The organism is Flammeovirga sp. AWQ4_249 (assembly GCF_056161045.1).
Genome location: NZ_JBSWYJ010000004.1, coordinates 25,909 through 41,604, shown reverse-complemented (window position 1 = coordinate 41,604; position 15,696 = coordinate 25,909). Strand labels below are relative to the sequence as shown.

Here is a 15,696-nt window from a genome sequence, read left to right as displayed (position 1 = left end):
ATGAGCAAAATTGTTACCTTAGAAAATGCAGTATTGCAAGTACAGATTTCTAAACATGGCGCTGAATTACATTCTATTTTTCATAAACAACATCAACACGAATACCTATGGCAGGGAGATAAGGAAGTGTGGGGAAGGCATGCTCCCGTTTTATTTCCTATCGTTGGGCAAGTAGAAGATGGTTTTTATGATGTAGAAGAAGTAAAATATAAACTCCCTCAGCATGGATTTGCTCGTGATATGGAGCATAAATTAATTACTCAAGATGAATTAACGTGTATTTTTGAACTTCGTTTTGATCATGAAACGATGGAGAAATATCCTTTTAAATTTGTCTTTAGAACAATCTATGAGATAAAAGAAGGTAAATTATCAATCACCTATCAAGTAGATAATTTAGATACTGAGGATATCTATTTTTCAGTAGGAGCTCACCCTGGTTTTAATACTGATTTTATCAAAAATTCATCATTTGAAGATTATACAATTGAGTTTTCTGAAAAAGAAGAATTCCAAAGATTATTATTGGATAATGGATTGAGAAGTGGGGCTATCCAAGAAAATGCATTAGGTGGAGAGCAAAAGTTAGATTTATTATATGATAACTTTAAAGACGATGCTATTATTTTTGATCACTTTAAATCAGAGTCTTTAGATATAGTCAACCGTCATGATGATTCTAGACGTTTAAGAGTTGCATTTAAAGATTGGCCATTGCTTGGGATTTGGACACCTGTGGGTAAAAGAGCCAATTTTGTATGTATTGAACCATGGTATGGAGTGGCTGATTTAAGAGATGGAAACCATGATTTTAAAGAAAAATATGCAAATCAGAGACTACCAAAAGAAGAAACATTCAGCTGTACATTCTCTGTAGAGATTATTGATAATGATGAATAAAGAAATTGAGGGAATTTGGTATGAGGAACAAGTTGTGAAATCATACCAAATTGGTCCTAATTATACACTAAAACCAACAGCCATTTCTGAGCTTTTTCAGGAAGCAGCTGGAAACCATTCAAATGCTAAAAAGTTTGGTTTAAGAGAAATGATGAAAGTCGGAAAAGCATGGGTACTTGGAGCCTATAAATATGAAGTGTTTCAATGGCCAAAATGGACCGATAAATTACAGATTGAGACTTGGGTTTATGATTTACAAAAATTCTCTTCCCAACGTAATTTTAAAATTCTTGATCAGGAAGGTAATTTGATGATACAAGGGTCTTCCAATTGGTTTGGGCTTGATTTAAAAAAAAGAAGACCTACAACAATTGAAGAATTTGTCGATAGAGTACATACCCGTGGAGACTTAAAAACAGTAGGGACACCTTCACGTTTAGGCGGTGTTGAAAAAGTTGAAAATATAGTAGAAAGAACCGCTGCATACAGTGACTTGGATCCTGTAAACCATGTCAATAACATAAAGTATTTTGAATGGATGTTAGATAGTTTGCCTCCAGAAGTTACTCAAAATAAAACATTGAAAGGTGTAGAAATCAATTATGTTTCTGAAGTGATTTTAGGACAAGAAGTAAAAATATTGAATGAAATTCAAGAAGGAGAGGAGACAAAGGTGATTACAGCAATCATGAAGGAAACCAAACCGGCATGTATTATTCATTCTACTTGGAAATAACAGCAAAACCTTATTAAATTGTATTACCTTTTTAATGAGGTTTTTTTTATTACTTCAATTCAAGCTTTTACTATGACTTTATTCAGAAACTTCTTCTATCTATCATTATCCTTTTGTTTGATTTATCTGACAGCATTTGATTATCCAGATACCTTAGATAACATCGCTGAAAAATCTAATGTTGATTATGTCAATGAATTATATGGCATTAAACTGAATCAATTTAAAGAAGTACCTTTTAATGAATTTGGAAAACCATTAGGAGTTGGAAAACATAATGATGGTTTTAGATATGAATATTACCTTATCAAACCAGATACATCAGCTTACATTGTTTTTGAATATTCTACAATTGATCCTGATATTTTATATTCAATACAACTAAATAGTAAAGATGAATCCGTTTCTCTTGGATTTAAAAATGTAAAATTTGGTATGTCAAGAGATGAAGTAATGCTACGTTTAGGAAAACCTTCAAGAGTAATTGATAATGGGAAATACGGTTTTTTATGGGAGTTTGAAAATGCAAATTACACTTTAGAATTAAATACAGATGGTAAGCTATCAAGTGTGAAGATTTTTGATCTTTATAGCAAAACTTATGCTGAACCAAGTTTAAAAGCTATACCAGCATCTAAAGATGTTGTAGGTATTTTACGAAGTAAAAAAAATGATAATATTGCTTCTATTTTGTCACCTGGTTTGGAAATATATCAAGGAAAAAAATTACACTTTTTTAAATATGGATGGCAAAACGAGATAGATAATGATAAATCTGGAGTATATGCTTTGATAAAAGGGTTGAACAAAGATTTAAAAGGAATAAATTTCAAAAATGAAATGGAATTTGTTGAAAATATGCGTTTGACAGAAGGTCAAAACCCTAAACATGTTTTAAAGTTCATTGATCATCCAACAGTTGAAGAAATTGTCATGAAATGGGAATTTGGGCGATACTTAGTTTGGGAAATTAGACTGAAAAATAATTGTGATTGTGAAATGGAAGAAAAAGAATCTCTTTAAATCTTAATGACAAAAAATATTGAAAATTAAAGATGTTGACTTTTTAAAAAAGGATCAAAAGTTAATGATCAGAATCCATCTTTGTAAAATAATTATATAAGAAAAACACGCATCCCATTAAGGATAGCGTGTTTTTTGTAAATAGAATTCGTAGTATATAGATAGTTATTATTATTTTCCTCCAATTTTGAAACCAACTCCCATACTTAGCCCATATTGATAAGTGTACCCTGCACTGAGTGCAAACCAATCAAAGAAGACTTTAGATTCAACACCATAATTGAAATAGGTGTCTTTTGTGGTTCCAGATTCTGTATCTATGTTTATTGTAGCATAACCTGCTTTGGGAGTTATTGTTACTCGGTTACCCACACTAATATTGTAACCAAAACTCATACCTGTAGTACTAAAACCTTGATAATCCCAAAAATCTACTTCTTGGTTTTTCCATGTGAAATCGACGTGTATTCTACCTTTATCAATACCAACCATATTAAGACTTGACCCATATTCTACACCAGAAATAGCGTAAGATAATACTACACCTTTACGTGTTGGTGGAATTGGATCAATCGTTTCTTGTGCAAAAGAAATTAATGTTGATAATAATAGCGTGATAGAAAGTAATAACTTTTTCATCGTAAAACATTTGTTAGGTTTAACTTTAAAATAAATCAGTAGTTAACATTTTTGAATGTTAAAAATAATACATTCAATATCAAGTAGTAAGCAATTAACCAAACGAGATCAACACTTGTTAGTTGTGAGTATTTGATTTTATTTATTTAAAAAAGATTAAAATCAAACAAAATTATATATCTAATAATTAATTTAATTTCGATGAAAAATTATAGATTGATATAAAACAAAAGAAGCAACCTTATAAAGGCTGCCTCTAGATTTCCGGTTGTTCGTTCACCGTCTATTCATCAAGAATATCTTTACTATCTTGTAATTCCATCCCACCAATAACCTGAGCGGTCACTGGCAGCAGCATTTACATTTTCGCTATTTCTTTGGTACTCCTCCATTGGATAATCGATAAACATCGGAATTGTAGTACCATCGTTTTTCTTCACGAAATCAATACCTTCTTTTAATACAGGATAGCCTGTTCTTCTGTACTCAGAGTAAGATTCAGGTCCATTTGTAAAAGTGGCAATCCATTTTTGTGTACCAATGGCAGCCAATGGGTCAGCATCAAACTCATTAGAGATTCTATTCCAGAATTCAGGATATTTATCTTCAATTGGTTGACCAGGATATAATAACTCGTAGAAAGTTAATGACTGTTCAACTCCTTTTTTATAAGCATCTTTATCAAGATTCACTTCTGCCTTAATGAATGAAACTTCAGAAGCATCTAATAAAATTGCAGGTGCATCCATTGCAAAAATTCTATCACCTACAAGTGAGTATTTACCGTCATAGTAATCATCAGGGTGAGTAACATTACCGTGAGGGATCGATACATATTTTCCTTGGTGTAAATCAGGGTTGGAGCCATATGTTAGGAAAATATCCATTCTTGGGTCTGACTCAGGGTTACCTGTAGTAGTCAAAGTAGAACCATCTTCCAATTCAAACATTTGTGGCAAGAAACCTTCGTTTGTATAATTTGACATTACATTGATTAATGCAGCAGAAGGAAGTGCTTCGTAATCCCACCAGAAATGGATTGCATAATCACCATTTGTAATAGGAGCCCAAGGGTCACCCACTTGATGAGGAACATTTGCGCTGTTTTCATTTTCTTCAATTAAGTTAGAAGATAATGCTAATTGAATCTCAGCAGCATCACCAATTCTATTGGCCAAACGAAGACGTAATGAATTGGCAAGCATTTCCCATTTTACATTACTACCATTGAAAAGGATATCTGCAGGACCAAATGAGTTAGTTCCTCCATTTTGTAATACAGCAGCGTTTTCTTTTAATACCTTAATCATGTCTGCATAAACATCCGCTTGCTTGTCATAAGCAGGCTTTAGGTATTCTTCTCCTTTATTTTGCGTAGATTTTCCACCATATTCATAAGGGATATGACCATATAAATCTGCTAAGCGAGAAAGGTTTAAGATTCTCCAGATACTTGTTACAGCATATAATTCCTCTTTATCAGGATAAGCAGAATTTTCAATAGCTGCATTTGTATCTTCAATTCCAGCAATCACTCTTACCCAAATACGTTTCCAGTATTCTCCGGCAAAAATTTGTGCATTGTCTCCATATGTAGCTGCATTTCTATGATTATCATAGAATTGGAAAGCCAATGGAAGAGTTGTCAGTGAATTTAAACGGTAAGTTTCGTGTAAATGTCCTGTAGTACCATGCAATGCATAGGTAAATAATTCGTCAGGACTTTCTGTATTTGGAATATTAGGGTTTGTATTGATCTCTTCAAAGTTATTACAACCACCAAGACCAAATAACACTAATACTAATGTATATATATAATGTTTTTTCATGATTGGTTTAAAGTTTAATGTTGATATTCACACCATAGCTTGCTGTTGATGGCATTGAAGCATATTCAATACCTAACATGTCTCTACTTACTAATGACTCAGGGTCGATACCATCTAAGTTGTTATAGAAATAGAATAAGTTTCGTCCAACAAGAGAAACGGTCACATCTTGCATTTTCGCTTTTTGAATCCATTGTTTTGGCAATGAATATCCGATACTTAATTCACGAAGTTTGATGTAAGTAGCTTCCTCAACAAAAGGAGCAATTACTTTAGCACCATTACCTCCTGATTTTAAATAATACTCTTCAGCATCCATTTTGATTACTTGACCATCAGCAGTTTCTACAGGGATACCATTTTCACGTTCTGCGACTGTACGTTGATGGTTACCATTCGCTGATGTATAGTAGTTTGTGTATGAGAACATTTGTCCTCCAACTTGAGCATCCACAACTACATTCATCACAAAGTTTTTATAATTGAATGTGTTTGACCAACCTACCATGAAGTCAGGCATGATACTACCAAAGTTTTTCTCTTCCGTTAAGAAGTTACCATTTTCATCCATTAAAGGATAGCCTGAATCTCCATAAACAAAGTCATTACCTTTAATTACACCATATTCTTCTCCAACAACAGCAGTAACGACTGCTTCAGAACGAGCTGATCTATTTAATTCTAATTCATTTAAACCATACTCAGGAGCTAATGACTCAATTGTATTTCTGTTTAAAGTGTAATTTACGATTGTGTTCCATTCGAAATCACCACTTTGAATAGGAGTTGCTGTCAATTGTAATTCAATACCTTGGTTTCTGATTGAACCATCGTTTACAAGAATAGAGTTAGCTCCAGAAGATTCAGGTAATGTTACAGGAATGATTTGATTTTGAGATAACGCATTATAATACGTCGCATCAATACCTAATTTATTATTAAAGAATCTCAAATCAACACCAAATTCATACGAAGTTGTCATCTCCGGTAATAAATCTAAAGGAGGTAATTGAGTATAGGGTGTCCATTGGCTAATTCCGATATCACCAGCACCAATTGATGGTTGACCATTAATTGTTCCTGTAGTGATCATTGTATAATTGGCTTGTGTCATGTAAGGGTCAGTATCTCCACCAACTTGTGCCCAAGAAGCTCTAATTTTACCAAATGTAAAGCCACTTCCATCTAATTCCATCAACTCAGAGAAGGCAAATGCACCTGTGAATGAAGGGTAGAAGAAAGATTGACCTGGTAATGAAGAAGACCAGTCATTACGTGCTGTTACATCCAAGAATAACATGTTCATGTAAGAGATGTTTGCTGCACCAAAAATTGAATTAACTTGCTTTTCTGTGAAGTTATCTCTGCCTGTAATTTCAGCAGCATTGTTCAAACTATACCAACCATTTTGTACAAGTGAACCTGCAAATGTATGTTGATGTCTTACTTGTTGATTTAAGAAGTTAGCACCTAGCGTACCTTGGATAGAAAGGTTTTCATTGATATCTTTTTTAGCAACTAATAAGAAATCTGAATTCCATTCCGCAACATCATATTGGTCTTTTGCAATTTGTCCATCAGGGTCATAAACAGTTCCTTGAGCACCCATTGGTCTATAACGATATTGTTCATGATTAAAACGATCTAAACCTGTACGTGCTTGGAAACTTAACCAATCCGTGATTTCATATTTTGCAGAAACAAAACCATTGTATCTATTTTTTTCATCATGGTTAGGTGCTTCTGTCATTGAATAATAAGGGTTTTGACGGAATAAGTTGTCAGTCCAGTTTAAGTGCTCACCATCTACTCTTTGGTATGTTTCCAAATCATCGATTCTTACTGACCTAGGCATATTCATAAATGCAAACATTGGGTTTTCCATTGTTTCAGCAGTTGTTGGACGGTTATAACCTTTCACATTATAATAGTTGATACGAGAATCAACAGTTAATTTTTCCGTTACCTTCACACGTCCTCTGATTCCAAATGAGTTTCTATCAAATGTACTATTAGGAAGGATACCATTATTGTGAAGGTTAGTATATGAAGCTCTAAAATCTGCAGTTTCATTTCCACCAGATACAGCTAATGAATTTGTAACGGTAGAACCTGTCTCAAAAAAGTCTTTTACATTATTTGATTGTGGTGTTAGTGTTCTTGTTTCACCCATCCAATCTGTAAATTCTTGACCTGTCATTTCTGCCCCCCAAGAAGCTGCATTCCAATCTCCACCAAAACCTCTAATTTGATCTACATTATTGGTAGGAGTAACTCCACCAGTACCTACTCCATATTTATTTTGATAATTCGGTAATACTAGGGGTTTTTCAAAAGTAACATTACCATTATATTCAACACCAATTCCTTGTCTCGATTCACCTGTCTTTGTTGTGATAAGAATTACACCATTTGATGCTCTATTACCATATAATGCTGCTGCTGATGGCCCTTTTAATACAGTCATAGATGCTATGTCATCAGGATTGATATCACCGATACCATCACCATAATCGATGCCACCATCCCAATAACCTGCATTCGAATAGAATGAGCTATTGTCAACTGGAACACCATCTACTACATAAAGAGGTTGGTTTGATCCATTCAATGAACTATTACCACGAATAGTTACTCTTGATGAAGCGCCTGCACCACCTGTAGATTTCTGGATTTGTACACCTGCTACCTTACCTTGTAAAGAGTTGATAACATTGGGGTCTCTAGTTTGTTGTAAACCTTCACCAGAAACTTCTGTAACTGAATAACCTAAAGCTTTCGTTTTTCTTTCCATACCGAAAGCAGTGACAACTACTTCATCTAGTTCTTCTTGATCCAACTCTAGTGCTACATCAATCACAGATTGATTGCTAATCTCTACTTGGAAAGATTTATAACCGATATAAGAAAAAACGAGTGTTTGACCTTCTTTAACCTTTAGGGTGTATTGCCCATCAAAGTCTGAAGTAGTACCGATTGTTGTTCCTTGAATAAGTACATTTACACCAGGAATAAGTTCATCTGTGGTGTTGTCTTTAATTTGCCCTTTTATCAGTCTTTCTTGCGATTGTGCTTGAAAAGCAAAGGCAATAAGGAAGAGGCATGAAAATAATAAATGTTTAATTTTCATATAGCTGTTAAAAATGTACAGAACACGATGCTAAAAAATAGGTTTACTTTTGAAGCGTTCTGTGTGGAAAAAAAGGTTAAGTATTTAGAATGATGACCATAACACGCACAATGCTATAATCGAGGTTTGTTTGTTTTATGTATTTAAAAATTAAGCTAGAAAGCAGGGGTGTATTCTAGATACAATCCATACTTTACAATAAATTAGGTGTATAATTCTTGATAAAATTCAGGCTCCAGAACATTAATATTATTCCATTAATAACAGTAAACAATAATCAATGCTCTTTATTAAAATTGTAAAAATATATATTAGGTTTAAAAAATATTTCTTTAACAAAGGTATACATTACGCTTAATATTGCAATGTGTTAGGAGTATAAATATTGTTAATAATTTTAATAATAAAAAACAATTATCTCAAAAAAGTAAAATTGTTTACGTAGATGTTACTTTTTCCTGCTAAAAATATGTTAAGCACATACTATTAACGTTAAAGGGGGGAGGTGTTACCTTTTGATTTAATGTTAAAAAGTGAGGTAAATAAAGCTCAATATTTAGTAATTGATAATATATTAGAGAGGATAATTAATTTAGACTTAAAACTAAAAACACTTAGGATTGGATGAAATATTTAAGAAATAAATGGTTACTACTGGTATTCTTTTTACTCGTAAGTTATTTAGGAATTAATGCAGCTAACTTATTTAGTAACGCCTATTTTTTTATTGATAGAGGAGATAGTGAACTGTACATAAAGAAAAATATAACCGTCCATGAAAATGAATATGTGAAAATTAATGAACTAGAATATAAAAGAAAGAAAGGCTCTTTAATCTATAAAGCATACGCCTCAATATTCCCTCAGAAACTTTATTTATTTGAATTCAAAAAGAATGATCATCACTTTAAAATCTTAGAAAATAATGAAGATAAATCAGTGATAGATCTTGAAGAAAAGGCACAGTTTATTATCAATAGTGCATTCTATGACAAAAAAGGGGAGAATGTCGGAGAACTCATTATCGAAGGCGAGGAGGTAGAAGAAAAGAAGAAGTCTTCGTCTGGATTCTTTAGAGTAATTGATGGAAAAGCGTGGGCAGGGCCTCGAAGTTTTATTGAAGCTAAAAAAGGAAAAGTAGATTACTCATGTCAAGCACACCCCTCAATCATGAAGAATGGTATCATATGGGAGTATATATTAGATGAAACTAGAAATTCTTCAGATAAACGATTAACCTATCGAAATTTAATCGGAATGCATGAAAATGGGAACATATGTTTTTTGGTTTCTAATCGAGGAGCTGTTTTAAGAGTAAAAGAAATGGCTTTATTGGCAAAAGAAAATCATATTCAAACTGCTACATTGTTTGATGCTGGTTCTGCTTTACAATACCAATACAACGATGATGATTATTATTTGACTTTTTCAACGTTCAATAATAGATGGAATGCTTTTGGACTCTTAAATTGGACATCACAAAAAATATTGAAAGCAAATTTATACAGTTTTTCCCCTTCCTATATTTTCTATTCAATCGAAGATTAATCTTTTGTGTATTGTGCAACTTATTATTAGCTTTACCGTTGTTAATAAGAGTAAACTATTCTATCAACTCTATTTATTTAAATAGAAAACTAAATTTTACATGAAACTAATTTTTAAAGGATTATTGATGGTTGCGATGTTGATACCATCTTTAGTAAATGCACAAAAAGCAAAGGACATCAAACTAAATCTTGAAAAAGGTCAAAACTATACCCAAGAAACCACTACAAGTATGTCTATCAAACAAAATGTGATGGGACAGGCTATGAATATTAACATGGAAATTGAAAATACTTCCATATATAACGTTACTAGCGTTGATGGATCTAATTTCTCTCTTGATGTTTCATTTACTGAGTTTGATCTAGGTATCGAAATGGGTCCTCAAATTCAATCTTTCTCTTCAAATTCAGGAGCTGCAGATCCTTTTTCTAAGATTCTTTCAGCTATGATTGGTAAAAAATTCCAAGTCGTATTATCAAATAAAGGAGAAGTTGTGAAAGTGGATGGCTTTGATGAATTTTGGGATAAGGTAATTGCTGAAACACAAGACATTCCAGCAGCACAAAGAGATCAAGTTTTAGCACAATTGAAAGAATCGTATAGAAATGATCAATATGCTAAAAACTTAGAATTATTGATGAAAGTATATCCATCTGAGCCTGTAAAGAAAAAAGCATCTTGGACTATTGATTCTAAATTAACAGGTGTTGTTGAAGCAGATGTGAAAAGTACATATACACTGACTGATATTACAAAAGAAGCATATATTATCGATGCAGCATCAACGATCACAACAGATCCAAATAACAAAAAAACAAAGATGGTAAATGGAGTTCCAGCTCGTTTTGAAGGTGGTGGAACAATTACTTCTTCTTATAAAATTTCTACAGAAACAGGTTGGATTATTAGTGCCAACGTGAATCAAGAAATTAAAGGAAATAATATAATGAATATGGGAGGTAATGAAATGAATGTTCCTATGGAAGTTTCTTCAGTTGCCGTCATCAAAGAAGGAAATGTAGTGAAATAGATTTTAATTTCTATATCTTATTGAAAAGCCATTAAGCAGAGATGTTTAATGCCTTTTTATTTTAATAATTGGTAATGATTTCTTTGCTTTTAATTTTTAGCTAAAGTAAACTATAATTCTAATTTTGAGAGAGATAGAAACGTGAATTAATTGTGTAATCAGTATTTTTTTTGTCAATTCACTAATATCTACTTTTACTTTTTGCAGAAAAGAGAATATATAATTTAACAACCGAAATTTCTTTATTAAATTTGTCCCCTTCAAATTATAGCTAGAAGTATTCAATGGGAAAAAAGAAAAATCTGTCAGAGTTAATTACACCTGAATTTGAATCATTAGAAGGAGTGCACCAAATGCTAGAAAAACTAGTATCAGGATGGGCTGCATTACAAAAGCAATTGATTGCGGATGGTGAGAATAAAGAAGATAATGTATTTGATCAAATTTTGGTCTTCTTAAATAATGTAGATGACAAAATCGCTAAAGGCGAGACTACAACAAATGAAGAAATAGAGGAAACGGTTCCTGTAATCACCTCTTTACAAAAAATGACAGACCGTATCAATAAACAATATGATGTTGTTTTAAATCCATACTTCAAGAAAAAGGCAATTACCGAAGATCAAGAAGTGCAAATCACAATACTTGATTTTACTAAACTTCTTGTACTGGTGAAATCTTTATTACTAAATTATGATTTAGAGGAGCAGGATGAAGAAGGTAAAATGTCTAAAAAGATCTTTTTAGATGGTAAATTGGATCAAAAACCATTTGGTATCAAAAACTTCTTGGTAAAGACAATAGGTAAATTCTTGGTATTAGCGAATAATAATATCAAAGAATATGCTGATAAAGATCAACAAGCTAAATTGACTGCTTATAAAAAAGAATTTTTAGCTGATGCTTTGTTCTTAATCTTTAATGTAAGTTGGTTGCCAAAAGAAAGAACATATAAGAATACATTGATCTTGAATCTTTTACAAACAATCAATTGGGGTGATGATGTAGACGATTATGGAGATATTATGGCAAAAGTATTGGCAAATACACAAAAAGTAAAAAACTTACATCCCAATGTAGTAAAAGAGTGTACTTCATTCCATGATTATACTTTACCAAAATATTTGGAATGGAAGAAGTTAGAAATCAAAGATAGAAGCTTTATGCCTTTAGGCGATGTTGAAGAATATCATATTCTTTTCGCTAAAAAACTAGGTTTCTTTACAGTAGACACTATACAATCCAATGGTAATAGTGATATTGTAAGAGCAGGTTATCCTGTAGTAGACGGACATTTTGTATGGGAAAATGTACCGATGGGTGATAAGTCAAGAAAAAAAGTGGTTTATCAGTAAACTTCTTTTTCAAAATATATTGAATCCTACTTTTTAATTAAAGTGGGATTTTTTTTCTCTATTTTTTATGTAGTAGGAAGGGTTATTTCTAATTACAGGAATAGCCTTTTTTACTTCATTAGTATTAAAATGAGATAGCATTTAGATTACTCTCCAACTTAAATTCTAAAATCGATATGATAATGTTCATCATGCATTCCGTTTACGGCATCGGGTAATTTTGATGCAAATCTGATGTTTCTACTTAATAATTTTTTACCAGATGGTGTGCTAAAAAGTTCATCTTTTAATTCAATCTTAAAAACTACTTGTCGAATGCTAATTCCATGTTTCTTACAACTTTCATCTAAGGCTAAGATATGTTTTGCCATTGTCTCAAAATCAATTTTCACTTTTGGATCAAGCTGTTTAGAAATTACCTTTCCAATAGAAGGATGAATAAAATTAGTATAAGGGTATGTAGGAATTAACGCACCATTATTATTAAATTCCAAAAAGTAATGCCCAAGCCCCCAATTGTCTAAAGCTGTATAAGGAACATTGTTTTTTATTTTTGGAGACATAAAATCAATACTTGTACCATTACGATGACTTCTATGAAACCAAACAGGACCTCCATCAATATCACTGCATTCCATGTAATGAAAATGAATCTCTGGTGTATTTTTCTCTAACAATTTATAGCTATCTACTACAGCATCATAAACTTTATTGTTTACAAAACCATTGTCCATAAGATAATAACTGAAGAAACTAAACGAAGAGAAATTTTCTCCTGAATAAGGTAATAGCCATCCATTTTCTAGGTGTCCATTAAATCGATTTCCATGACTAATACTTTCTCCATCATTAGAATAGATCATAACATCCAATGCTGTGAAAAATATGAGAAGAAAAGGAATACTTATCAGGGTAAGAATGATTTTTTTCTTATTCATTAAGAAGGTAGTGAGTTTGTCTGTTACTTTATTTTGGTGTAAATAAAATTATATATTTTTTCTTTTGAAATAAACTTAAGAAAGTTTAGAAAATTAATTTAATCAAATACCGAGATGGGTTGAACAAATAATAAAAAAGTAGGCCATTGAATTTTCGTAAACAACCTATTATCATAAAAATAGTTGACAAGCATTCTTTTCATCTATTTTCTTTAAAATCAAACTTTATATAAAATGGAATTACAAGTTTCTACATTTTTAGAACTAAAAAAAGGACTTTCAAAAAGCGGTATTACAAAAATTAAAATAAAAGGTTCCATCATTGCATCTGAGAGTATTCAACTTAAAGAAGGTATTTCACTAGAAGGAGAAGCAAAAGGGATTTTACTATTTTTATATTCCGATGGGTTATCATTAGAAGGAAATAATTCAATTAAGAACCTTACAATTATTTGTCAAGAAGAAAAAAGAGCGATTTTTATTTCTAGTGCACTAACTGATTTAGGAACAATTTCGTTAGAACAGTTGACAGTTAATGGCCAAATTCAATTATTAACAAGAGAAGGTAATGATCGGTTATCAGTGGAAGCGAATGATATAACTATTCCTAAAGCAAATGCTTTACATAGATCTGAAGAACCTTCAAAGGGTGGTGCTCCGATGGAAATTGAAAAAGTAGATCTAAAAAATAATACAAAATATAATGAAAGTATTGTTGCTTCGGTAAATATCAGTCAAGGAGCTTTTACTATCTATAATTTTAATCCAAATCCTGATAGTATTATCCAAGTAAATGCAATTACGAAGGTAAATATTGGTAGTGAAAATGCACCTGTCTTTGGTTGTGGTTTTTTACTTGGTGCAATGCACGATAATGGCTCAAGAAATGTAATTGTTGAAAAACTAGAATTAGGAGAAATTCATACAACAGGAATGATTTATTCTAATGCACCTGACCGTATTACTGCTGCCTTTTTTAATAGTTACGGTTCCTATGTTAAAAATATCGTGAATAATGGAAAGTTAGTTACCTATGGTAATAATGATATCATTGCTGACAATTGGGGAGAAATTGATCATTGGACTGCTACATCAGACTGGATATCCTACGGTCCAAGTGGTATTGGTCTAGTTAATTTTGGAAGAGTTGATTCTTATGAAAATACAGCTAATATTATTACTTACGGTCATGGCGCAAGAGGTTTTAATCAATATTTAGGTACAATTGGAAAAGCCATTTTTAATCAGATTGAAACATATGGTGATGGTGCAGTAGGTATCCAAATATCACAACCTGTTGGCGAAATCATTGTGAAGAAAAACTTAATTACTCATGGTGGTAGTGGAAAATCATTGATCAATGGTATGGTATTAGAACTTTCTGCTGATGCATTAAGCATTAAAAAAGGAGGCGAAGTTGAAGCAATTCATATTGAAGGAGATATCATTACAAAAGGTAAAGGTACGAAAGGATACATTAATAATGGTGTAGTAAAAAACTTCGATTTAAAAGGAAAAATTAAGGTGGAAGATTCACAATAAAATTTTATTCAGAGTACAAATTATTAATAAGCATGATGGTATTCAATTTAGTCATGCTTATTAATGGTTTGATTTTTTATCAATTCCTACCTAAATATAATAGTAATATTCCACCTAAAATCCCTGCTAAAGCAATTCCTTTTTTTGATATATTTTTTTCATTAAATAAAAAGTAACCACCAATAAAGGCAATCACGACACCGCCTCGTCGTGCCGTTGAGACTACTGAAATTAATGCATTTGGATCACTTAGAGCTTTAAAATAAAGAAAATCAGCAAAAAGTAATGTAATACCAATTAAAGGAATACTCCATCTCCATGAAAAAGTACTGTCCTTATCTTTATTGGGTAACCATATGAAAAGTACAATCGGTAGCATAAATAGGAATTGGTAGAAAGTGAAAAATGCCTGAATTTCTAATCGATCATATCTAAAGCATAAATATTTATCATAAAGACCACTACATGCTCCAAGTAATGTTGCTGCAATTATCATCCAAACCCATTTATCTTTTTTAAAATTAATACCTTCCGTTTTTCCAATTGTAGAGAAATAATAAAAAGAAAGTAAGGTGATACAGATACCTAGGATTTGAATACCAGTAGGTACTTCTTTATAAATGAATATCGCACCAATTAATGTCCAAAGTGGACCGGTTGCTCTGATGGGAGTGACTATTGTAAGCGGTAAATATTTAATTGCATAAAAAGCAAAAAGCCATGAACCTAAAACGATTACTGTTTTTAGAGCTATCAAAATTTGAACTTCCCATCCACTAAAAGGAATGTATAAACCCCATTTTATTAAAGTTTCAGGATAAAAAATTGAACCCAAAAATATTGGTAAAACAAAACATGAGGCTGAAAAGGTAGAGAAAAACAAGACGGGAATTACAGCATTTTTATTAAGTGCTAATTTTTTGAAAATATCATATATGCCTAGACCCATGGCTGAAAAAATGGCTAATAAAACCCACATGATTGTTATTGATTTATTTTAAAAAATGCATGCATTAAATTTTA

General features: G+C 31.9%; 12 protein-coding genes. 7 read left to right on the top strand and 5 right to left on the bottom strand.

The window, feature by feature from the left end; genetic code table 11:
* The 3 genes from ACXAHM_RS05105 (at window position 1) to ACXAHM_RS05095 (ending at window position 2,659) form a co-directional block, all read left to right on the top strand.
* Window positions 1-900, top strand: coding sequence for an aldose 1-epimerase family protein (locus tag ACXAHM_RS05105; protein ID WP_474959334.1), 900 nt, complete (start codon window positions 1-3; stop codon window positions 898-900).
* On the top strand, window positions 890-1,636 hold the full coding sequence (locus ACXAHM_RS05100; protein WP_474959333.1) for an acyl-[acyl-carrier-protein] thioesterase: 747 nt from the start codon (window positions 890-892) through the stop codon (window positions 1,634-1,636). Before ACXAHM_RS05105 ends, ACXAHM_RS05100 begins: the two co-directional genes overlap by 11 nt.
* A 72-nt stretch (window positions 1,637-1,708) precedes the next feature.
* Window positions 1,709-2,659 (top strand): hypothetical protein, encoded by a 951-nt coding sequence (locus ACXAHM_RS05095; RefSeq protein ID WP_474959332.1) that lies wholly within the window; start codon window positions 1,709-1,711, stop codon window positions 2,657-2,659.
* Window positions 2,660-2,830: 171 nt separating this feature from the next.
* Here the strand turns inward: ACXAHM_RS05095 and ACXAHM_RS05090 are convergent, their stop codons facing one another.
* The 3 genes from ACXAHM_RS05090 to ACXAHM_RS05080 form a co-directional block, all read right to left on the bottom strand.
* Entirely contained in the window at window positions 2,831-3,298 is a 468-nt protein-coding gene (locus ACXAHM_RS05090) for a hypothetical protein (protein WP_474959331.1), read from the bottom strand.
* A gap of 305 nt (window positions 3,299-3,603) precedes the next feature.
* Window positions 3,604-5,127, bottom strand: a complete 1,524-nt coding sequence (locus ACXAHM_RS05085; protein WP_474959330.1) for a SusD/RagB family nutrient-binding outer membrane lipoprotein — start codon at window positions 5,125-5,127, stop codon at window positions 3,604-3,606.
* 7 nt (window positions 5,128-5,134) lie between these two features.
* The gene (locus ACXAHM_RS05080; protein ID WP_474959329.1) at window positions 5,135-8,257 is read right to left on the bottom strand and encodes a SusC/RagA family TonB-linked outer membrane protein; all 3,123 of its coding nucleotides are present in this window, start codon (window positions 8,255-8,257) and stop codon (window positions 5,135-5,137) included.
* A 624-nt stretch (window positions 8,258-8,881) separates the two neighbouring features.
* Between ACXAHM_RS05080 and ACXAHM_RS05075 the strand changes: the two genes are divergently transcribed.
* The 3 genes from ACXAHM_RS05075 (at window position 8,882) to ACXAHM_RS05065 (ending at window position 12,193) form a co-directional block, all read left to right on the top strand.
* Entirely contained in the window at window positions 8,882-9,805 is a 924-nt protein-coding gene (locus ACXAHM_RS05075) for a phosphodiester glycosidase family protein (RefSeq protein WP_474959328.1), read from the top strand.
* A gap of 100 nt (window positions 9,806-9,905) precedes the next feature.
* A complete protein-coding gene (locus tag ACXAHM_RS05070) occupies window positions 9,906-10,838 on the top strand; it encodes a DUF6263 family protein (RefSeq protein WP_474959327.1) in 933 nt (310 codons plus the stop codon).
* A 284-nt stretch (window positions 10,839-11,122) separates the two neighbouring features.
* Window positions 11,123-12,193 carry a hypothetical protein gene (locus ACXAHM_RS05065; protein ID WP_474959326.1) on the top strand — a complete coding sequence of 357 codons (1,071 nt, stop codon included), beginning with the start codon at window positions 11,123-11,125 and terminating at the stop codon, window positions 12,191-12,193.
* A 158-nt stretch (window positions 12,194-12,351) separates the two neighbouring features.
* Here the strand turns inward: ACXAHM_RS05065 and ACXAHM_RS05060 are convergent, their stop codons facing one another.
* Window positions 12,352-13,131, bottom strand: coding sequence for a hypothetical protein (locus tag ACXAHM_RS05060; RefSeq protein ID WP_474959325.1), 780 nt, complete (start codon window positions 13,129-13,131; stop codon window positions 12,352-12,354).
* A 234-nt stretch (window positions 13,132-13,365) separates the two neighbouring features.
* On the opposite strand from ACXAHM_RS05060, the gene ACXAHM_RS05055 reads away from it, so the two are divergent.
* A complete protein-coding gene (locus tag ACXAHM_RS05055) occupies window positions 13,366-14,673 on the top strand; it encodes a hypothetical protein (protein WP_474959324.1) in 1,308 nt (435 codons plus the stop codon).
* Window positions 14,674-14,752: 79 nt separating this feature from the next.
* Here the strand turns inward: ACXAHM_RS05055 and ACXAHM_RS05050 are convergent, their stop codons facing one another.
* Entirely contained in the window at window positions 14,753-15,652 is a 900-nt protein-coding gene (locus ACXAHM_RS05050; RefSeq protein WP_474959323.1) for an EamA family transporter, read from the bottom strand.
* Between the last annotated feature and the right edge of the window lie 44 nt (window positions 15,653-15,696).